16 protein-coding genes are annotated in these 20546 nt (G+C 67.5%); 7 read left to right on the top strand and 9 right to left on the bottom strand.

The features are described from left to right. Positions 1–4 precede the first annotated feature (4 nt). Genes C2862_RS04520 through C2862_RS04505 form a run of 4 tightly spaced genes read left to right on the top strand, consistent with a single transcriptional unit; the run spans position 5 to position 4708 of the window. Positions 5–718 (top strand): GntR family transcriptional regulator, encoded by a 714-nt coding sequence (locus tag C2862_RS04520; RefSeq protein WP_136218919.1) that lies wholly within the window; start codon positions 5–7, stop codon positions 716–718. 26 nt (positions 719–744) lie between these two features. Beyond that, the gene (gene puuE, locus C2862_RS04515; RefSeq protein ID WP_136218918.1) at positions 745–1689 is read left to right on the top strand and encodes an allantoinase PuuE; all 945 of its coding nucleotides are present in this window, start codon (positions 745–747) and stop codon (positions 1687–1689) included. Positions 1690–1691: 2 nt separating this feature from the next. Further along, positions 1692–3467, top strand: coding sequence for a 2-oxo-4-hydroxy-4-carboxy-5-ureidoimidazoline decarboxylase (gene uraD, locus C2862_RS04510; RefSeq protein WP_136218917.1), 1776 nt, complete (start codon positions 1692–1694; stop codon positions 3465–3467). Continuing rightward, on the top strand, positions 3464–4708 hold the full coding sequence (locus C2862_RS04505; protein WP_136218916.1) for a M20/M25/M40 family metallo-hydrolase: 1245 nt from the start codon (positions 3464–3466) through the stop codon (positions 4706–4708). The genes uraD and C2862_RS04505 overlap by 4 nt, the downstream gene beginning before the upstream one ends. Before the next feature lie 251 nt (positions 4709–4959). Here the strand turns inward: C2862_RS04505 and pyk are convergent, their stop codons facing one another. From pyk to gcl, 5 genes are all read right to left on the bottom strand, one after another. Continuing rightward, positions 4960–6408 (bottom strand): pyruvate kinase, encoded by a 1449-nt coding sequence (pyk, locus tag C2862_RS04500; RefSeq protein WP_136218915.1) that lies wholly within the window; start codon positions 6406–6408, stop codon positions 4960–4962. Positions 6409–6488: 80 nt separating this feature from the next. Beyond that, positions 6489–7763, bottom strand: coding sequence for a glycerate kinase (locus C2862_RS04495; RefSeq protein ID WP_136218914.1), 1275 nt, complete (start codon positions 7761–7763; stop codon positions 6489–6491). Then, entirely contained in the window at positions 7763–8653 is an 891-nt protein-coding gene (glxR, locus tag C2862_RS04490) for a 2-hydroxy-3-oxopropionate reductase (protein WP_136218913.1), read from the bottom strand. Before glxR ends, C2862_RS04495 begins: the two co-directional genes overlap by 1 nt. Before the next feature lie 29 nt (positions 8654–8682). Next, positions 8683–9462 (bottom strand): hydroxypyruvate isomerase, encoded by a 780-nt coding sequence (gene hyi, locus C2862_RS04485; protein WP_136218912.1) that lies wholly within the window; start codon positions 9460–9462, stop codon positions 8683–8685. Between the two features lie 14 nt (positions 9463–9476). After that, positions 9477–11255, bottom strand: coding sequence for a glyoxylate carboligase (gene gcl, locus C2862_RS04480; protein ID WP_136218911.1), 1779 nt, complete (start codon positions 11253–11255; stop codon positions 9477–9479). A 122-nt stretch (positions 11256–11377) separates the two neighbouring features. On the opposite strand from gcl, the gene C2862_RS04475 reads away from it, so the two are divergent. Continuing rightward, positions 11378–12319: a LysR family transcriptional regulator gene (locus C2862_RS04475; RefSeq protein ID WP_136218910.1), complete on the top strand. Its 942-nt coding sequence runs from the start codon at positions 11378–11380 to the stop codon at positions 12317–12319. Positions 12320–12334: 15 nt separating this feature from the next. Here the strand turns inward: C2862_RS04475 and C2862_RS04470 are convergent, their stop codons facing one another. The 4 genes from C2862_RS04470 to C2862_RS04455 form a co-directional block, all read right to left on the bottom strand. Continuing rightward, positions 12335–13195 (bottom strand): oxygenase MpaB family protein, encoded by an 861-nt coding sequence (locus C2862_RS04470; RefSeq protein ID WP_136218909.1) that lies wholly within the window; start codon positions 13193–13195, stop codon positions 12335–12337. Between the two features lie 90 nt (positions 13196–13285). Next, positions 13286–14953 carry an alpha-amylase family glycosyl hydrolase gene (locus tag C2862_RS04465; protein WP_136218908.1) on the bottom strand — a complete coding sequence of 556 codons (1668 nt, stop codon included), beginning with the start codon at positions 14951–14953 and terminating at the stop codon, positions 13286–13288. Between the two features lie 22 nt (positions 14954–14975). Then, on the bottom strand, positions 14976–16607 hold the full coding sequence (locus C2862_RS04460; RefSeq protein WP_136218907.1) for an alpha-D-glucose phosphate-specific phosphoglucomutase: 1632 nt from the start codon (positions 16605–16607) through the stop codon (positions 14976–14978). 76 nt (positions 16608–16683) lie between these two features. After that, positions 16684–18006: an MFS transporter gene (locus tag C2862_RS04455; protein WP_136218906.1), complete on the bottom strand. Its 1323-nt coding sequence runs from the start codon at positions 18004–18006 to the stop codon at positions 16684–16686. A 231-nt stretch (positions 18007–18237) separates the two neighbouring features. Between C2862_RS04455 and C2862_RS04450 the strand changes: the two genes are divergently transcribed. Both C2862_RS04450 and C2862_RS04445 read left to right on the top strand, forming a co-directional pair. Beyond that, a complete protein-coding gene (locus tag C2862_RS04450; RefSeq protein ID WP_136218905.1) occupies positions 18238–19512 on the top strand; it encodes an MFS transporter in 1275 nt (424 codons plus the stop codon). Positions 19513–19530: 18 nt separating this feature from the next. Next, entirely contained in the window at positions 19531–20382 is an 852-nt protein-coding gene (locus tag C2862_RS04445; protein WP_136218904.1) for an alpha/beta hydrolase, read from the top strand. Positions 20383–20546 lie beyond the last annotated feature (164 nt).

Genomic DNA, 20546 nt, shown 5'->3' with positions numbered 1-20546 from the left:
TCTTATGACCCGCACGCGCACGCCGCTCAAGATCGTTCCGCCACCTGCCGACGCGCCCGCCGCCAGCGCCACCCAGCGCATCGTCGATTCGATCACCAACGCCATTGCCGAGCGCCGCCTGATGCCCGGCACCAAACTGTCGGAACAGAAGATCGGCGATATCTTCAAGGTCTCGCGCACCGTGGTGCGGCAGGCCTTCAACCAGCTCAGCCGCGACCGGCTGGTGATGCTCGAACCGGCGCGCGGCGCCTTCGTCGCCACCCCCACGGCCGAGGAAGCACGCGACGTCTTTGAAGTACGCAGCATCCTCGAGACGGCCGTGACGAAGCAGCTGTGCGCCGTGATCACCGACGCGCAGATTCGCGAGCTGCGCGCGCACCTGGAACTCGAACGCGCCGCCGTCAACAATGCCGCGGTCCCGGGCCGCACCCGCCTGCTGGGCGACTTCCACATCGTCCTCGCCCAGATGCTCGGCAACCAGGTGCTGGTGCAGATGCTGGGCGAACTGATGACGCGCTCGTCCCTGGTCGCCCTGATGCGCCAGTCGACCCAGTCGGCCGAAGAGTCGCACGACGAGCACGTGGCCATCGTCGACGCCTTCGAGCGGCGCGACACGCGCGCCGCGGTGCGCCTGATCGGCAGGCACTTGGCCAACGTCCAGCACAACCTCGACCTCGACCCGCAGCGCGTCGACCTGGCCAACGTCCTCGATCACTGAATCCTTCATCTGACTAAAGGCGCCCCATGACCCTATCCTATCCACGCGACCTGCAAGGCTATGGCCGCCGTCCGCCGCACGCGGACTGGCCCGGGCAGGCGCGCGTCGCCGTGCAGTTCGTGCTCAATTTCGAGGAAGGCGGCGAGAACAGCGTGCTGCACGGCGACGCCGGCAGCGAGCAGTTCCTCTCCGAGATGTTCAACCCGGCCGCCTTCCCTGCCCGGCACCTGAGCATGGAGGGCATCTATGAATACGGCTCGCGGGTCGGCGTCTGGCGCCTGCTGCGCGAGTTCGAGCGGCGCGGCCTGCCGTTGACCGTGTTCGGGGTCGGCATGGCGCTCGAACGCTGCCCGGACGTCACCGCCGCGTTCAAGGAAGGGGGCCACGAGATCGCCTGCCACGGCTGGCGCTGGATCAGTTACCAGAACGTGGACGAGGCGACCGAACGCGAGCACATGGCGCGCGGCATGGCGGCGATCGAGCGCCTGACCGGCGAGCGCCCGCTCGGCTGGTATACCGGGCGCGACAGCCCGAACACGCGGCGCCTGGTCGCCGACTACGGCGGCTTCGAGTACGACAGCGACTACTACGGCGACGATCTGCCGTTCTGGCTGCGCGTGCGCAAGACCGACGGCACCGAAGCGCCGCAGCTGGTGGTGCCCTATACCCTCGACTGTAACGACATGCGCTTCGCCCTGCCCCAGGGCTTCTCGCACGGCGACCCTTTCCTCTCCTACCTGCGCGACGCCTTCGACGTGCATTACGAGGAAGGCGCCGACCGGCCATCGATCATGAGCATCGGCCTGCACTGCCGGCTGCTCGGCCGGCCCGGGCGCTTCCGCGCGCTGCAGCGCTTCCTCGACTATATCGAACAGCACGACCGGGTGTGGGTCGCGCGCCGCATCGACATCGCGCGCCACTGGAAGCGCCTTTACCCCTTCGACCCAAGCACCGCTTTTCTGTGGGAGTGACCATGCTGACCCTTGACGACCTGAACGCCGCCGACCAGGCGCAATTTACCGCCCTGCTCGACGGCGTGTACGAACACTCGCCCTGGATCGCAGCCGGCGCCTGGCAAGCCCGGCCCTTTACCAGCCTGGCCCAGCTCAAGCACGCCCTGATCGCGGTCCTGCGCGCGGCGCCGGACGAAGCGAAGCTGGGCCTGATCCGCGCACACCCCGAGCTGGCCGGCAAGGCCATGGTGTCGAAGTCGCTCACGGCGGAATCGACCAACGAACAGAACAAGGCGGGACTCACCGACTGCACCCCGGACGAATTCGCCACGATCCAGCGCCTGAACGCCGATTACAACACCAAGTTCGGCTTTCCCTTCATCCTGGCCGTGCGCGGTCCGCGCGGCACCGGGCTGGCCAAGCGCGAGATCATCGCGACGTTCGCGCGCCGCCTGTCCAACGGAGCCGATGTCGAATTTGCCGAAGCCCTGCGCAACATCCACCGCATCGCCGAGATCCGCCTGAACGACAAGTTCGGCGTCGACCCCGTGCTCGGCAACCTGGTCTGGGACTGGGCCGAGCGCCTGGCCGTGCACAGCGACCCCGGCTACGCCGAACGCGGCGAACTGTGCGTCACCTACCTCACCGACGCCCACCGCGCCTGCGCGGCCCAGCTGGCGCGCTGGATGAGCGACGAGTGCGGCTTCGACGAGGTGCACATCGACGCCGTCGGCAATGTCGTCGGCGTCTACCACGGGACCGACCCGCAGGCCCTGCGCCTGCTGACCGGCTCCCACTACGACACCGTGCGCAACGGCGGCAAATACGACGGACGCCTGGGCATCCTGGTACCGATGGCCTGCGTGCGCGAGCTGCGCCGCCAGGGACGGCGCCTGCCCTACGGCATCGAGGTGGTGGGCTTCGCCGAAGAGGAAGGCCAGCGCTACAAGGCGGTGTTCCTCGGTTCGGGCGCGCTGACCGGCGACTTCGACATGAACTGGCTCGAGCAGCAGGATGCCGACGGCATCACGATGCGCTCGGCGATCGAAGGGGCCGGCCTGCGCGTGGACGACATCGCGGCCTTGCGGCGCGACCCGGCGCGCTACCTGGGCTTCGTCGAGGCGCACATCGAACAGGGACCGGTCCTGAACGAGGCCGACCTGCCGCTGGGCGTGGTCACTTCCATCAACGGCAGCGTGCGTTTCATGGGCGAGATCGTCGGCATGGCCAGCCACGCCGGCACCACGCCGATGAGGATGCGGCGCGACGCCGCCGCCGGCGCCGCCGAGCTGCTGCTGTATGCCGAGGAGCGCGCCGCGGCCGAGCCGGACCTGGTGGCCACGGTCGGCATGCTGGAGGTGCCGGCCGGTTCGATCAACGTGGTGCCCGGACGCTGCCGCTTCAGCCTGGACGTGCGCGCCACCACGGACGCCGTGCGCGACGCCTGTGCCCAGGATATCCAGGCCGAGCTGCGCGCACTCTGCGCGCGGCGCGGCCTGCAGTACACGCTCGAAGAAACGATGCGCGCGGCCGCGGCGCCCTGCGATCCGGCCTGGCGCCGGCGCTGGGAAGCCGTCGTCGAGGCGCTCGGCCTGCCGGTCTTCCGGCTGCCCAGCGGCGCCGGACACGACGCCATGAAACTGCACCAGCTGATGCCGCAGGCCATGCTGTTCCTGCGCGGCCTGAATGGCGGCATCAGCCACAATCCGCTGGAGGCGATCACCAACGACGACACCGACCTGTGCGTGCGCGCCTTCCAGACCTTCCTTGACCACCTTGCCACGGATCCGACATGAACCCTACTTCGCCTTACGATCGCCTGGACGCCTGGGTTGACGCCCATTTCGACGAGGAGGTGCGCTTCCTGCAGGAGCTGGTGCGCGTCCCGACAGACACCCCGCCGGGCAACAACGCGCCGCACGCCGAGCGCACCGCGCAACTGCTGCAGGATTTCGGCTTCGAAGCCGAGCAGCATGCCGTACCGGCCGGCGTGGTCGAGGATGCCGGCCTGCAGAGCATCACCAACCTGGTCGTGCGCCGCAGCTACGGCGCCGGCCGCACCGTCGCCCTCAACGCCCACGGCGACGTGGTTCCGCCCGGCGAAGGCTGGACCCATCCGCCCTACGGCGGCGAGATCCACGATGGCAAGCTGTATGGCCGCGCCGCCGCCGTCAGCAAATGCGACTTCGCGACATTCACGTTTGCCACCCGCGCCCTGGAAGCGCTGGCGGGGTCGCGTCCCTCCCCGCTGAAGGGCGGCGTCGAACTGTATTTCACCTACGACGAGGAGTTCGGCGGCGAGCTCGGTCCCGGCTGGCTGCTCGGACAGGGCCTGGTCAAGCCCGACCTCCTGATCGCGGCCGGCTTCAGCTACCAGGTGATCACCGCCCACAACGGCTGCCTGCAGATGGAAGTGACCGTCAACGGCAAGATGGGCCATGCGGCCGTGCCGGAGACCGGCGTCGACGCCTTGCAGGCGGCGAACCTGATCCTGACGGCGCTGTACCGCCAGAACACGCTGTACAAGCAGACCCGCAGCCAGGTCAAGGGCATCAACCACCCCTACCTGAACGTCGGCTTGATCCAGGGCGGCACCAACACCAACGTGGTACCGGGCAAGGTCGTGCTCAAGCTCGACCGCCGCATGATCCCCGAGGAGAACCCGGCCGAGGTCGAGGCGGCGCTGCGCCAGTTGATTGCGGACGCCGTGGCGGACTGCCCGGGCATCACGATCGACATCCGGCGCCTGCTGCTGGCCAATGCACTGCAGCCCCTGCCCGGCAACGCACCGATGGTCGACGCCCTGTCGCGCCACGCCAGCGCCGTGTTCGACGAGCCGATCGAGGCGGCGGGTACGCCCCTGTACACCGATGCGCGCCTGTTCGGCGAACACGGGATTCCGGCCGTGCTGTACGGCTGCGGCCCGCGCACGGTCTCGGAGAGCAATGCCAAGCGCGCCGACGAGCACATCGACCTGGAAGACCTGCGCCGCGCCACCAAGGTGATCGCCCGCACCCTGTTCGACCTGCTCGACTGAGCGTGACGAACAACGGGCGCCGCCAGGGCGCCCGTTGCAACTGAATCACGCCCCGCAACAATGTTAGTCAACTAAGCCGGTAACAGCTGCGCACCGTAGGGTGGGCATGCCCACGCGTGATACGTAGCGGCTCCGACGTCGTACACGACGATCTTGAGGGCACGTATCACCGCGTGGGCATGCCCACCCTACGGTATACAACGGCCAACGAAACAGTTCTAGCTTAACTGGCCGGCATTATGCCTTGCCCCTTATTGCGCCTCTGCCAGCACGTCGCGCACGCGCACCACGTGCAGCAGGTTGGTGGCGCCGGCCTGGCCCGAAGGGAAGCCGGCCACAACGACCACCTGGTCGCCCTCTCCCGCCAGCCCGTGCCGCAGCGCGGCCGCGGCGCCGTCGGCCACCATCCCGCCCAGCGTGCGCGCCTCCTCGAAAGGCAGCGGATGCACGCCCCAGGCCAGCGTCAGGCGGCGCGCGATGGCGGCATGCGGGGTCAGGGCCAGGATCGGCGTGGCGGGGCGTTCACGGCTGGCGCGCAGGCTGGTCGCGCCGCTGCGGGTGTAGGTGACGGTGGCCGCCGGCGCCAGCACGGTGGCGACCCGGCGCAGCGCGCAGCAGATCGCGTCGGCGGTGCTGGCGTCGGCCGCGCTGTCCCGAGGAACGTGGCTGGCATCGAGGCCGGCGCGCCAGCCGGGATCGCGCTCGACTTCGCCGATCACGCTGTCCATCACGGCCACCGCCTCGACCGGATACTGGCCCGATGCCGATTCGGCCGAGAGCATCACCGCGTCCGCCCCCTCGTAGATCGCGCTGGCGACATCGGACACCTCGGCCCGGGTCGGCACCGGCGCCGCGATCATCGATTCGAGCATCTGCGTCGCCACCACGACCGGGCGCCCGGCCGCGCGCGCGGCATGCACGATGCGGCGCTGCAGGACCGGCACCTGCTGCGGCGGCAGTTCAACGCCGAGGTCGCCGCGCGCCACCATGACGCCGTCGGCCACGGCGACGATCTCGTCGAGCATCTCGATCGCGGCCGGCTTTTCCAGCTTGGCCATGATCCAGGCGCGCCCGTCCACCAGGGCGCGCGCCTCGCGCACGTCGTCGGCGCGCTGCACGAAGGAGAGCGCGACCCAGTCGACGCCCAGCTCCAGGCCGAAGGCCAGATCGGAACGGTCCTTGGCGGTCAGCGGAGAAATCGGCAGCAGCACGCCGGGAACGTTGACGCCCTTGCGGTCCGACAGCATGCCGCCGACCAGCACCGTCGTCTCGGCGTGCTCGACGCCACAGGCGTCGACACGCAGGCGCAGCTTGCCGTCGTCGAGCAGCAGTTCGGCGCCGGGCCGCAGCGCCGCGAAGATTTCGGGGTGCGGCAGCTGCACCCGCGCCGCGCTGCCCGCGGCCGGGTCGAGGTCCAGGCGCAGGCGCCCTCCCGCTTCCAGCCAGGCCTTGCCGTCGGCCAGGCGGCCGACGCGCAGCTTCGGCCCCTGCAAATCCATCAGCACCCCGATCGGCCGTCCGAGCGCACGCTCGACTTCGCGGATGGCGCCGTAGCGCGCGGCGTGGTCGGCATGGCTGCCGTGGCTGAAGTTCAGGCGGAATACGTCGGCGCCGGCCTCGGCCAACGCGCGGATGCGCTCGAAGCTGGAACTGGACGGGCCGAGGGTGGCGAGGATGCGGGAACGGCGTTGGCGTAGCATCGGATACTCCTGTCTAGTGCGTGGAAAAAATCAGGCGCGGCGGCGCGGCGCCGCACCCGCAAGGAGGAAACGGCGCCTGATCAGGCGATCAGGATGGCGCGGAAATCGTTGACGTTGGTGAGCGTCGGTCCCGTCACCAGCGAGTCGCCGAGAGAAGCGAAGAAGCTGTGGGCATCGTTGTCGTCGAGGCTGTCGCGCGGGCGCATTCCGTTCGCGCGGGCGCGCGCCAGCGTGTGTGGCGCCATGAAGGCGCCCGCCACCTCTTCCGCGCCGTCGACGCCGTCGGTATCGGCGGCCAGCGCGTGGATCGCGGGACCGGAGCCCGCTGGCTCCCCCAGCGCCAGCGCGAGCGCCAGCAGGAACTCGACGTTGCGCCCGCCGCGCCCGCCCCCGCGCAGCGTCACCGTGGTCTCGCCGCCGGACAGCAGCACGCAGGGCGGCGCCAGCGGCTGGCCATGGCGGCGCACCTGCAGCGCGATGCCGGCCATGACCCTGGCCACCTCGCGCGCCTCGCCTTCGATGCTGTCGCCCAGGATCAGGGGGGTGATGCCGGCCGCACGCGCGACCTGCGCCGCCGCCTCGAGCGCCATCTGGGGCGAGGCGATCAGGTGGGTCGTGACCCGCGCCAGGCGCGGATCGCCCGGCTTGACCGTCTCGCCGGCCCCGCTCTCCAGCAGGCGCTGCGCAGCGGGCGGCAGGACGAGGCCATAGCGGCGCACGATCGCCAGCGCGTCAGCGCAGGTGCTCGGGTCGGCCACGGTCGGGCCGGACGCGATGTCGATCGGATCGTCGCCCGGCACGTCGGAGATCAGCAGGTTCACCACCCGCGCCGGATGGCAGGCAGCGGCCAGGCGGCCACCCTTGATGCCGGATAAATGGCGGCGCACGCAGTTCATCTCGGTGATGCCGGCGCCGGACGCAAGCAGCGCGCGGTTGATCGCCTGCTTGTCTTCCAGCGTGACGCCCTCCCCCGGCAGCGGTAGCAGGGCCGAGCCGCCGCCCGAAACCAGGCAGATGACGAGGTCGTCCTCGCCCAGTCCTTGCACCAGCTCCAGCATCCGGCGGGCGACCGCGAGGCCGGCGGCGTCGGGGACCGGGTGCGCCGCTTCGACGATCCGGATGCGCTCGCAGGGCACGGCATAGCCGTAGCGGGTGACGACCAGGCCGGTCAGCGGCGTGGTCCAGTGGCGCTCGAGCGCCTGCGCCATCGCGGCCGAGGCCTTGCCGGCCCCGATCACGAGGGTGCGCCCTTTGGGCGGCGCCGGCAGGAAGGGCGCGATCCGGTGCGCGGGCTGGGCTGCTTCGACCGCCGCCTTGAACATGCGTTCGAGCAGTTCGCGCGGGACGGTCGTCATCAGGCTTCCTGGCCGATCGTGAAATTGGCCATGATTTCCAGCGCCCGCACCATGGCCGAATGGTCCCAGCCGCCGCCCTCATGGGCCGCGCAGGTGTTGAACAGCTCCTGCGCGGTGGCGGTATTCGGCAGCGCCACGCCGAGCTGGCGCGCGGTGGTCAACGCCAGGTTCAGGTCCTTGCGGTGCAGGTCGATCCGGAAGCCCGGCGCGAAGCTGCGCTTGATCATGCGCTCGCCGTGCACTTCGAGGATGCGCGAGGAAGCGAAGCCTCCCATCAGCGCCTCGCGCACCCGCGCCGGATCGGCGCCCGCTTTGGCCGCCAGCAGCAGCGCTTCGCCGACCGCCTCGATGGTCAAGGCGACGATGATCTGGTTGGCGACCTTGGTGACCTGGCCGTCGCCATTGCCGCCGACCAGGGTGATGTTCTTGCCCATCAGCTGGAACAGCGGCCGCACCCGGTCGAAGGCCGCTTCGCTGCCGCCGACCATGATGGTCAGGGTGCCCGCCTTGGCGCCCACTTCGCCGCCCGACACCGGGGCATCGAGGTAGTCGCAGCCGAGTTCGCGGATACGGCGTGCGAAGTCCTTGGTCGCGACTGGAGAAATGGAACTCATGTCGACCACGACCTTCCCCGCAGAGAGTCCTGCCGCGACGCCGTCTTCCGCGAACAGCACTTCCTCGACCTGCGGCGTGTCCGGCACCATGATGAAGATCACGTCCGCCTGCCGCGCCACCTCGGCGCTGGTCGCGCAGACGGTGGCGCCGGCGTCGACCAGCTCGGCCGGCACCGCGCCGCGCGTGCAGGCGAACAGGCGGTGCCCGTGTTGGATGAGATGTCCCGCCATCGGGGTGCCCATGATGCCCAGGCCGATGAAACCGATCGTTGTCATGTCGTTCTCCTATGTTGTTCTTGAATCGTTCAGCCGGCGAGCGCTTTCATCCAGCCCAGTCCGGCCTGCGTGGTGGTGGCCGGCTTGTATTCGCAGCCGATCCAGCCCTCGTAGCCGAGTTGGTCGATATGCCGGAACAGCCACGGATAGTTGATCTCGCCGCTGCCCGGCTCCCCGCGTCCAGGGTTGTCCGCCAGCTGGATGTGGCCGATACGGGCCAGGTGCCTGGCGACCGTGTTGCCGATCTCGCCCTCCATGCGCTGGGCGTGATAGATGTCGTACTGCAGGAACAGGTTGTCGGACCCGACCTCGTCGATGAGCGCGATGGCCTGGTCGGTGCGGTTCAGGTAGAAGCCGGGGATGTCGCGGGTATTGACCGGCTCGACCAGCAGGCGGATGCCCGCTTCCTTCAGCCTGGCCGCGGCGAAGCGCAGGTTGTCGACGAAGACCGCGCGTACGGCATCGTCATCGGCGTTAGCGGGCGCGATGCCGGCCAGGCAGTTGAGCTGCCCGCAGCCGAGTACGCGCGCATACTCGATGGCGCGTCCCACGCCGTCCCGGAACTCGGTTTCGCGGCCCGGAAGGCAGGCGATGCCGCGCTCTCCTCCTGCCCAGTCGCCAGCCGGCAGGTTGTGCAGGACCTGCACCAGCCGGTGGCGGTCGAGCTGCTCGGCCAGGGCGCCGGCCTCGACCGCATAGGGAAACAGGTACTCGACACCCTTGAAGCCGGCTGCTGCGGCGGCCCCGAAGCGCTCGAGGAAAGGCAGCTCGGTGAACAGCATGGTGAGGTTGGCGGCAAATCGTGGCATGTTCGTGACTCCTTTCAAGGGATGGCGTGGGCGATCGCGGTAGGTGCGTCCGCCTCATGTTCGGCCAGCGCTTCGAACTCGTTGACGGCGTCGATCTCGGTGCCCATCGCGACGTTGGTCACGCGCTCGAGGATGATCTCGACGACGACCGGCACGCGGTGCTCGCGCATCCAGGCCCGCGCCTGCGCAAAGGCATCCTGAATGTCGTCGGCCCGGCGTACGCGGATCGCCTTGCAGCCCAGTCCTTCGGCGACGGCGACATGGTCGACGCCATAGTTCTCCAGCGCCGGCGCATTGATGTTTTCGAACGCGAGCTGCACGCAGTAATCCATGTCGAAGCCGCGCTGGGCCTGGCGAATCAGCCCCAGGTAGGCGTTGTTGACCACCACGTGCAGGTAGGGAAGCTTGAACTGGGCGCCGACCGCCAGCTCCTCGACCATGAACTGGAAATCGTAGTCGCCGGAGATGGCGACGACTTCGCGCTGCGTATCGGCGGCGCACACGCCCAGCGCGGCCGGAATCGTCCATCCGAGGGGACCGGCCTGGCCGCAGTTGATCCAGTGGCGCGGCTTGTACACGTGCAGGAACTGGGCGGCGGCGATCTGCGACAGGCCGATCGTGCTGACGTAGCAGGTCTCGGGACCGAAGGCCCGGTTCATTTCCTCGTACACGCGCTGCGGCTTGACCGGCGTCGTCTCGAAGTGGGACTTGCGCAGCATGGTGCGCTTGCGCGCCTGGCACTCGGCCACCCAGCTGCTCCGGTCGGGCAAGGCCCCGATCAGCTTCAGGCCGCGCGCCACCTCGATCATCAGGTCGAGGGCGGCGCCGGCATCGGACACGATGCCGTAATCCGGGCCGAACACGCGTCCGATCTGGGTCGGTTCGATGTCGATATGGACGAACGTGCGTCCGGCCGTATACACCTCGACCGAACCGGTATGGCGGTTGGCCCAGCGGTTGCCGATGCCGATGACGAAGTCCGAGGCCAGCATGGTGGCGTTGCCGTAGCGGTGCGAAGTCTGCAGGCCGACCATGCCGGCCATGAGCGGATGGTCGTCCGGAATGGCGCCCCAGCCCATCAGGGTCGGGATCACCGGTACGCCGACGATCTCGGCGAACTCCTGCAGGCGCGCGGCCGCGTCGGCGTTGATCACGCCGCCGCCGCAGACGATCAGCGGCCGCTCGGCGGCGCACAGCATGGCGAGCGCCTTCTCGGCCTGGGCGCGGGTGGCGGCGGGCTTGTAGGGCGGCAGCGGTTCGTAGGTGTCGATGTCGAACTCGATTTCCGCCATCTGGACGTCGAACGGCAGGTCGACCAGCACCGGCCCCGGACGGCCGGAGCGCATCAGGTGGAAGGCTTGCTGGAAGACGCGCGGCACCAGGGCCGGCTCGCGCACCGTGACCGCCCACTTGGTGACCGGTTTGGCGATCGATTCGATGTCGACCGCCTGGAAGTCTTCCTTGTACAGGCGGGCCCGGGGGGCCTGCCCGGTAATGCATAGGATAGGTATCGAATCGGCCCAGGCGGAGTAGAGACCGGTGATCATGTCGGTGCCGGCCGGACCGGAGGTGCCGATGCAGACGCCGATGTTGCCGGCGCGGGCGCGGGTATAGCCCTCGGCCATGTGCGACGCGCCCTCGACATGGCGCGCCAGCACGTGATCGAAGCCGCCGTTCTTCTTCATCGCCGAATAAAACGGGTTGATCGCGGCGCCCGGCACGCCGAACACCTTGCTGACGCCTTCCCTGCGCAACACGGCTGCCGCCGCGTCGATTGCCCTCATACGGGCCATAGTCGCCTCTGTTCGAATGATAAATCGGAACCCAGTGAACGGAGGATAGCGACAAAGCGAAAAAGCTTGAATTGCTGCTACTATTCGCTCTGCCGATACTTTAAGTATTGATTGGAGGGTGCATGGACCGACATACCGAGATCCGCAGCTTCGTGCTGGTGACCGAGAAAGGCAGTTTTGCCGCCGCCGCCCTGGTGGAAGGCGTGACGCCGGTCGTGATGGGACGGCGCCTGGACGCGCTGGAACGGCGCCTTGGCGTGCGCCTGATGCATCGCTCGACCCGCGGCTTGGCCTTGACGGCGCTGGGCGAACAGTTCATCGAACCGTGCCGCCAGCTGCTGCGCGATTTCGACATCACCGAGAACAGCATCAGCGCCGGGCGCAATACGGTGCGCGGGCACCTGGTGGTCTCGGCGCCGGCGGCCTTCGGCCGCTCGCATGTCGCGCCGCACGCACCGGCCTTCCGGGCGATCCACCCGGACCTGAAAATGTCGTTCAATTTCACCGACAGCGTGGTCGACCTGGTACGCGAAGGTTACGACATGGCGATCCGTATCGGCGAAGTACAGGACCCGAACTACGTCGCCGTGCCGCTCTTTCCGAACCGCCGGGTGGTGTGCGGCACGCCCGCGTATTTCGAGCGCCATGGCGTTCCCGCGATCCCGGAAGACCTCGTGCGCCACAACTGCCTCGCCTTCAACCTGCAGGGCGGACAGCAGCGCGGATGGACCTTCCAGCGCGACGGCAAGCTGTTCGCGGTACGTGTCGACGGCGACCTCGCCTGCAACGACGGCGAACTGCTGTTCGACTGGGTCAGGCAGGGACTCGGCATCGGCTGGCGTTCGACCTGGGAAATCCAGGCCGAACTCAAGCGGGGGGAACTCGTGACCATGCTCGACGACTATGCGGTACACGACTATCCGATCCAGGCGGTCTATCCCCAGCAGCGCTACCTGCCCGCCAAGATCCGGCACTTCATCGACTACCTGAAGGACATCTACCGGCGGCCGGGGTACTGGGAAAAGCTTGGAGCGGCAGATGGGATCGGGATGGCTGCCCCGTAAGGAAGCCGTCGAGGCTCAGGTGTTCGCGTTCCGCCTTGCCAGACGCCGGGCCGCCTGTACCTGCGGCGTATCGCCCAGCGGCAGCAGCGCGGCCGAACGCGCCAGCCCACGCACCAGCCGCGCCTCGCCGAAGCGCAGGCCTTGCCCTTGCAGCTGCGGCAGCGAGCGCACGGGCTCCGGCGCGATCTCGACGGCGGCGCGCACCAGCAGGCGCTGGAGCGGGCGCAGCGGAGCCGGCAAGATTGGCGCTTCACGCATGATCCGCAGGAAATCGGCGAGGATGTTCGAGCCCTCCAGCGCGGGCGCGGTGGCGCCGAGCAGCGCTTCCCACCCGGCCCAGGTACGCGGCACGCCGGTCGCGCCGTACAGCTGCGCGGCGGGTTCGCCTTCGGCGAAGACCGCATCCTTCTCAAACGGCGACAGGTGCTGCACGTAGGCGTGATAAGCCTCCGCGAATCCGAACACGGCGGTGGCCTGCACCCAGTCGAGCAGGCGCGGATCGTTGGCGTGGTAGGCGGTGCCATCGGGTGTGGTGCCGCGCACGTGCTCGTGCATGCGCACCACGCGCGCGATCAGCTGCTGCGCCGCCGAGCGCGGGCCATACACGGTCATCAGGGCCGCGAAGCCGGTGCGGCGCAGGCGCGTCAAGGGATCGCGCGCGAAGCTGCTGTGGTTCCAGACGCCCGAGCGGACCGAGGGTTCGGCCAGTTCAAGCAGTACCGCCGCCACCCCGCCGATGAACAGCGAGACCGGATTGGCGAACACGCGCCAGGCGACGCTGTCCGGGGATGCGAGTGCGGGCTCGCCCGCCGGCTGGCTGAAATCGAAGGCCATGCCGGGGGGCGGCTGCAGCAGTTCGCGGAGCGCTTTGAGCATTACTGGCCTCCTGCCAATTCATGCGGTGGCTGGACGCGTGGGCGGCGCATACGCTACAGGTCCGCAAGCCGGCGGGTGGAGCCGACCACCCTACTCCTGCCCGATCAGCACCACCGGATTACGCGCATCGAACTGCACCTTGCCGCCCTTGACGATCGCCGTCTTCCCCGAATACCAGTCGCGCACGGTCTGGCCGTCCAGGAAGACGCCGGTCACCGGTACGGCGGTCGGTTTGTCCGTCGGCAGGCCGAGCGCGACAACCACGCGGTCGGTCACGTCGCCCTTCTCGTAGGTGCGCTTGAAGGTGTAGGGATAGTGCTGGATCATGCGGTGCACGCCGGCGCCGACCGCCGGATGGGCCTGACGGAAGCGGCCCAGCCTGGCCCAGTGCTCGCGCACGTCGCGCACGCGGTTCAGGCCGCGCTGGGTGTTGGCGGCCAGCTCGTCCCAGTTCATGAAGGAGCGCAGCGTGGCGTCGCCTTGCGCGCCCTCGATCTGCAGGAGGCGCGCCGTTTCGTCGCCGTAGTAGATCTGCGCCGCGCCCGGCGCCAGCAGCAGTTTATTGGCGGTCTCATAGGGACGCTGGCGCAGCGCGTCGTAGGGCTGGCCGTCGTCGTGCGAGCTGAGATAGTTCAGCACCGACGCCCCCTTCATTGGCCCCTGCAGCGCTTCCGAATAGGTGCTGAACAGCTTTTCGTAGGATTCGACGGCGTCCGTCTTCATCGCGAAGTTGATCATGCTGTCGAAGCCCTGGGCCGGATAATCGACCTTCATGCCGCCGAGGTCGAAGGCGCGGCCGTGCTGAATGGCGTAGTTGTAGACCTCGGCCGTCATGTAGAACGGCGTGTTATCGAGCTTCTTGGCCGGATTCGCCTTTTTCCAGTCCTCGAAGGCGGCACTGGCCACCTTTTTCAGTTCCTTCCACACGCCCGGCTCGGTGTGCTTCACCGTGTCGGCCCTGAAACCGTCGACGCCGAACTTGCGCACCCAGTCGGCATGCCACTTCATCAGGTAGTAGCGCGGCGCGCGCGGATAGCCGGTGCGCTTGAAGAAGGCGTCGAGCTCCTGCACTTCGCGCTCGTAGCGCCCTTCCTTCTTCCACTTCTCGACCAGCGCAGGCGGCAGCGCGACCGGCTTGTTGTCGCCGGTGCGAATGTCCGGCAGGTTCTTGACGAGCGTGCAGTCGATGGTGGTGCGCGCGTCCTTGTAGGTGCAGGTCGGGCTTGTCCGCACCCATTCCGCCGGCCATACCGGATCGCTCCCGGTAACCGGGCCCGTGTGGTTCATGACCACGTCGAACAGCACGCGCAGGCCGTGCGCATGGGCGGTATCGACCAGGGTGCGCAGTTCCCCCTCGGTGCCGAGGTTGGCGTCGATCGCCGTGAAGTCGCGCGCCCAGTAGCCGTGGAAGCCGTAGCTTTTGCCGGTCCCCTCGTCGGTGCCGGCGTGGATCTGCTCGACCGGCGGCGTGATCCATAGCGCCGTCACGCCCAGCTCGGTGAAGTACCCCTCCTTGATCTTGGCCGTGACGCCGGCGAAGTCGCCGCCCATGAAGCCGCGCAGCGTGGCCGCGTCATCCTTGCGGCCGTAGGCATGGTCATTGTCCGGATTGCCGTTGTTGAAGCGATCCGTCAGCAGGAAGTAGACGGTCGCGTTCTCCCACACGAAGGGCTTGGTCGGCGCCGCCCAGGGTGCCGGGGCGGCATGGGCCGCGTTCAGGGCAAACAGCAGGGAGACGGCAAGTGCGGACAATTTCATGCAGGGGTTCCTGTAAGTGGGGTCAGGTGATGACGCTCGGCTGCGCACGGCCGGTGCGCCGACGCAGTTCGGATACGCCGTCGGCGATCGCCACCAGGCCGGACAAGGCCTGCTGGGTCTCGAGATTGTGGCGGCTTGGATCGGCCTCGTAGCGTTCGAGGTAGAGACGGATGGTGGCGCCTTCGGTGCCGGTGCCGGACAGGCGGAACACGATGCGCGAGCCATCGAGCATGACGATGCGCACGCCCTGCCTGGTGGCGATCGAGCCGTCGACCGGGTCGGTGTAGACGAAATCGTCGGCCAGCGCCACGCGATAGTCGCCCAGGGTCTGGCCTGCCAGTTTCGGCAGCTTCTCGCGCAGCGCGGCCATCATGGCGTCGGCAGCGGTCGCGTCGACGGCTTCGTAGTCGTGGCGCGAATAGTAGTTGCGGCCGAAACGGGCCCAGTGCTCGGCCACGATCTGCTCGACGGACTTGCCGGTCGCGGCCAGCATGTTCAGCCAGAACAGCACGGCCCACAGGCCATCCTTTTCGCGCACGTGGTTCGAGCCGGTGCCGTAGCTTTCTTCGCCGCAGAGCGTGACCATGCCTGCGTCCATCAGGTTGCCGAAGTACTTCCAGCCGGTCGGCGTCTCGAAGCAGGACACGCCCAGCGCTGCGGCCACGCGGTCGGCCGCGGTGGAGGTCGGCATCGAACGCGCGATGCCCTTGATGCCGGCCGCGTAGCCCGGCGCCAGCGTCGCATTCGCGGCGATGATGGCCAGGCTGTCGGACGGCGTGACCGCGATGCCGCGGCCGACGATCATGTTGCGGTCGGCATCGCCGTCGGATGCGGCGCCGAAGTCGGGCGCATCGGGCGCGCTCATCAGGCCGATCAGTTCGGCCGCGTTGACCGGATTCGGGTCGGGATGGTGGCCGCCGAAGTCTTCCAGCGGCTCGCCGTTGATCACGGTCCCAAGAGGCGCGCCCAGCACGCCTTCGATGATGGCCTTCGCATACGGCCCGGAGACGGCGCTCATGCCGTCGAATTTCATGGTGAAGCCGCGTTTGAAGAGCGCGCGGATGGCGTCGAAGTCGAACAGGCGTCCCATCAGTTCCGCGTAGTCGGCGACCGGGTCGATCACCTCGACCTGCATGCCCTCGAGCGTGGTCGTGCCGATGTCATCGAGGTTGACGGCGGGCGCGTCGCTGATGCGGTAGGAAGACAGGGTCTGCGTATGCGCGAAGATCGCCTCGGTGACCTTCTCCGGCGCCGGGCCGCCGTTCTCGATGTTGTACTTGATACCGAAGTCGCCGTCCGGTCCGCCGGGGTTGTGGCTGGCCGACAGCACGATGCCGCCGAAAGCGCCGTGCTTGCGGATCACGCAGCTCACCGCCGGCGTGGAGAGGATGCCGCCGCGTCCGACCAGCATGCGCGCCATGCCATGGGCGGCGGCCATGTGCAGGATGGTCTGGATGGCCTGGCGGTTGAAGTAGCGGCCGTCGCCGCCGAGCACCAGGGTGCGGCCGGCGCAGTCGCCCAGGGTCAGGAAAATCGCTTCGACAAAGTTCTCGAGGTAGCCGGGCTGCTGGAACTCGGTCACCTTCTTGCGCAGGCCCGAGGTGCCCGGACGCTGGCCCGCGAATGGCGTCGTTGCCACGGTCTGAATCGTCATGCTTCGCTCCTGTGATCGCATTTGTTTGTTAATAAAACATTACGATACGATAGGAGCGAAAAGCATGGCGCAGGCTTTAGTTACCAGCCTTGTCAGTCACCATCAAGGTCAATACGCCGGCCAGCAGCATGCAGCCGCCACCCAGCGCGAGGGTTTGCACCGTGTGGCCGTTGAAAAATTCGCGCGTGACGAAACCGAGCAGCAGGCCGCTGACGATCTGCGGGATCACGACGAAGAAGTTGAACAGGCCCATGAAATAACCCATGCGCTTGGCCGGCAAGGCGCCCGCCAGGATCGCGTACGGCATGGTCAAAATGCTGGCCCAGGCGATGCCGACGCCAATCATCGGCAGCATCAGCATTTCCTTGGTATCGATGGCGGCGATGCTGGCCAGGCTCACTCCCCCGATGGCGAGGCAGGTGGCGTGCACGATCTTGCGGCTGGTGGCGCGGGCGAACACCGGCAGGATGAAGGCGGCCAGCGCCGACACGCCGCTGTACACCGCGAACATGATGCCGACCCAGTTGCCGGCATCCTGGAAGGCAGCCGACTGGGCGTCGCGGGTGCCGTAGATGGAGTCCGCAATCGCGCTGCCGGTGTAGATCCACATCGCGAACAGGGCGATCCAGGTGAAGAACTGGACAAAGGCCAGCTGCACCATGGTCTTCGGCATCTTCGCAAAACCGCTGAAGATTTCGGTGAAGGCGACGCCCATGCGGCGCGCGTGCTGGCGTTCGCTGTTGAACGAATCCATATCGGCCGGCGGCAGTTCGTCGGCGGTGAACACGGTCCAGCTGACGGCGACGATGAAGACCAGCGCGCCGGCGTAGAAGGAATAGCGCACGGTGTCGGGAATCGTGCCGTCCACCGGCACGTTCGACACGCCCAGGTGCGTGAAGATGGTTGGCAGCAGCGACGCGATCACGGCGCCGCAGCCGATGAAGAAGGTCTGCATCGCATAGCCGGCGGTCTGCTGCGAGACGTCGAGCTTGTCGCCGACGAAAGCGCGGAAGGGCTCCATCGAGACGTTGATTGCCGCATCCATCATCCACAGCACGGCCACCGCCATCCACAGCGCCGAGGAGTTCGGCATCAGGAACATGGCGATCGCGGCGAGCAGCGCGCCGATGAAGAAGAAGGGACGGCGCCGGCCCCACTTCGGGTGCCAGGTGTTGTCGCTCATGTAGCCGATCACGGGCTGCACCAGCAGGCCGGTCACGGGCGCGGCCAGCCAGAACAGGGCCAGGTCGTCCGGGTTGGCGCCGAGCGTCGAGAAGATGCGGCTGGTGTTGGCGTTCTGCAGGGCGAAGCCGAACTGGATGCCGAAGAAGCCGAAGCTCATGTTCCACAACTGCCAGAACGACAGGCGTGGTTTGAGCGCCTTGGTGTGCATGTCCATCTGTGTCCCCAATGGCCCGGCGTCCTGCCAGGCTCGAAGTTATGTGGCGAACGCGCCACCTTGGCGAGTCCCCGCCCCCAGGCCAGAGGACGGACTATTACAGGATAAATTTGTAGCAAAATAACATGGCGTTTTCCGAGTGTCAATCTCGCTAAGTGGTAGTAGAATCACCACGCCCGGCCGTTTGCCGATGGCATTTGTAGTCAAATAACACGACAACACGGAGACACCATGCTCGACATGCAGCGCCGGCTGAGCAATTCCTTTTACGCCCTCACCAGCTTGCCGGCCACGGCCATGGGCTTCGCCCTGTGCATCCAGATTTCGGCCCTCAGCTGGCTGCTGAGCACCAAGTACCACCTCGACACCCACGAGATCGGCATCGTCTGGGCCGCCGGCCCGACGGCTGGCATCCTGGGCCAGGTGATCATCGGCTTCATCAGCGACAAGACCTGGTTCTGGGGCGGACGGCGCCGTCCGTTCATATTGATCGGCGGCGTGCTGGCGGCGCTGTCCGTGTTCCTGCTGCCGCGGATCGAGGTCGTCGCGGATTTGCTCGGCATCGGCAACCTGCTGGTGGTCGCCGTGATCATCGCGCTCACGCTCGACCTGTCGATCAATATCGGCTTCAATCCGACCCGCTCGCTGATCGCCGACGTCACGCCGGATGGCGAAGCGCGCACGCGCGGCTATACCTGGATGCAGACCGTCTCGGGTTTCTGGGGCGTGATGGCCTACCTGATCGGCGCCTTCATCGACAATTACGCGCTGATCTCGGTCGGTGTCGTGCTGGTGCTGGTGTTTTCGATCGTGCCGGCCCTGCTGATCGAGGAACCGCGCGACATCGCCCCGCCCGAGACGGCAGCCGCCTCCATCACCGACTGGCCGCAATTCTGGCGCCTGTGTGCAGCCCATGCGTTTACCTGGTTCGGGGTGCAGGCGATGTTCGTCTACATCATCTCCTTCATCCAGCAGCATGTGGTCACTGCCGGCGCCACGGCTGACCAGGCGGCGGCGCAGTCGGGCCACGTGATCGCGATTTCCTTTGCCGTCATGAACGTGGTCGGCTTCCTGCTGCCGGCCCTGGTGCTGGCGCCGCTGGTGACGCGCTTCGGGCGTGTGCGCACGCAGGCCACCTGCATCGGCATCATGGCCTTGGCCTATTTCGCGATCGCCCTGTTCGCGCGCTCGCCCGCCGCGCTGTATGTGCTGATGGCGGTGGTCGGCATCGGCTGGGCGGCGGTGGTCAGCCTGCCCTTCGCGATCATGAGCGAGAAAGTGGACAAGAGCCGCATGGGTTACTTCATGGGCCTGTTCAACCTGTCGGTGGTGCTGCCGCAGCTGGCCACCACAAGCGTCGGTTTTGTGCTGAACACGGCGGCCGATAAAAGCCTGCTGTTCTTCATCTGCGGCGGCTGCCTGGCCGTCTCGAGCGTGCTGTGGCTGCTGGTGCGCGAGAACACGGCGGCGCTGCGCGCCGCACCCACGCTTGCGGCCTCACATTAACAACAACAGAGACATTTCATGCGATTCTGCTTCCTTCCCCTCCTGCTGGCCGCCTCGCTCGCGTCAGCTGCCGATACGCCTGCGCCTTCCAAAGCGTCGACCGCCCTGCCCGGCGTCAGCCTGCTGCCCGAGCTGGTCGAGATCCCGGCGTTGCACCGCAAGCGCCAGATCCGCCTTTACCTGCCGCCGAACTACGCCACCTCCGGCAAGCGCTATCCGGTGCTCTACATGCACGACGCCCAGAACCTGTTCGACGACGCCACCGCCTTTGCCGGCGAGTGGAAGGTCGACGAGACGCTGGACGCACTGTCAAAAGAGGGCAAGCTGGAACTGATCGTGGTCGGCATCGACAACGGCGGCGACAAGCGCATCACGGAACTGAACGCCTGGGACAACGCGCGCTTCGGGCAAGCCGAGGGCAAGCAGTACACGGACTTCATCGTCAACACCCTGAAACCCGCGATTGACGCCAAGTACCGCACCTTGCCCGACCGCGCGCACACGGCCATCATGGGCAGCTCGATGGGCGGCCTGGCCTCGCACTATGCGATCGCGCAGTACCCGCAGGTGTTCAGCAAGGCCGGCGTGTTTTCGCCGGCCTACTGGACGGCCACGCCTTCCTTCGACTTCATGGCCCGGCACCCGCTGCCCAAGGATGCACGTGTCTACCTGCTGATGGGAGAAAAGGAAGGCGACTCGATGGTGCCGGACGTGCAGCGCATGGCGCAGGTAGTGAAAAAGAGCGGGCATCCGGCGAAGAACACGGTCTTGAAGATCGTGCCGGAGCAGCAGCACAACGAGGCGTTCTGGAGCGGCGAGTTGCGCGAGGCGCTGCTGTGGATGTTTGCGGACCAGAAGGTCTCGCGTTAATCGAGACGGCCGCGCACCCTAGGGTGGGCACTCGTGCCCACGCGGATGCGGCCCGTGCATATCGAAACATCGCCGGGCCACCGGAAACACAATAATGATGGTGCCACGGCTCAACCGGTGAGACCGCGTGGGCACAGAGTGCCCACCCTACGCGACTCACCTTT

Origin of the sequence: Massilia sp. Mn16-1_5 (assembly GCF_004798585.1) — a bacterium.
In the GTDB taxonomy this organism is placed as follows: domain Bacteria; phylum Pseudomonadota; class Gammaproteobacteria; order Burkholderiales; family Burkholderiaceae_D; genus Telluria.
This window is presented reverse-complemented; position numbering and strand designations above follow the sequence as displayed.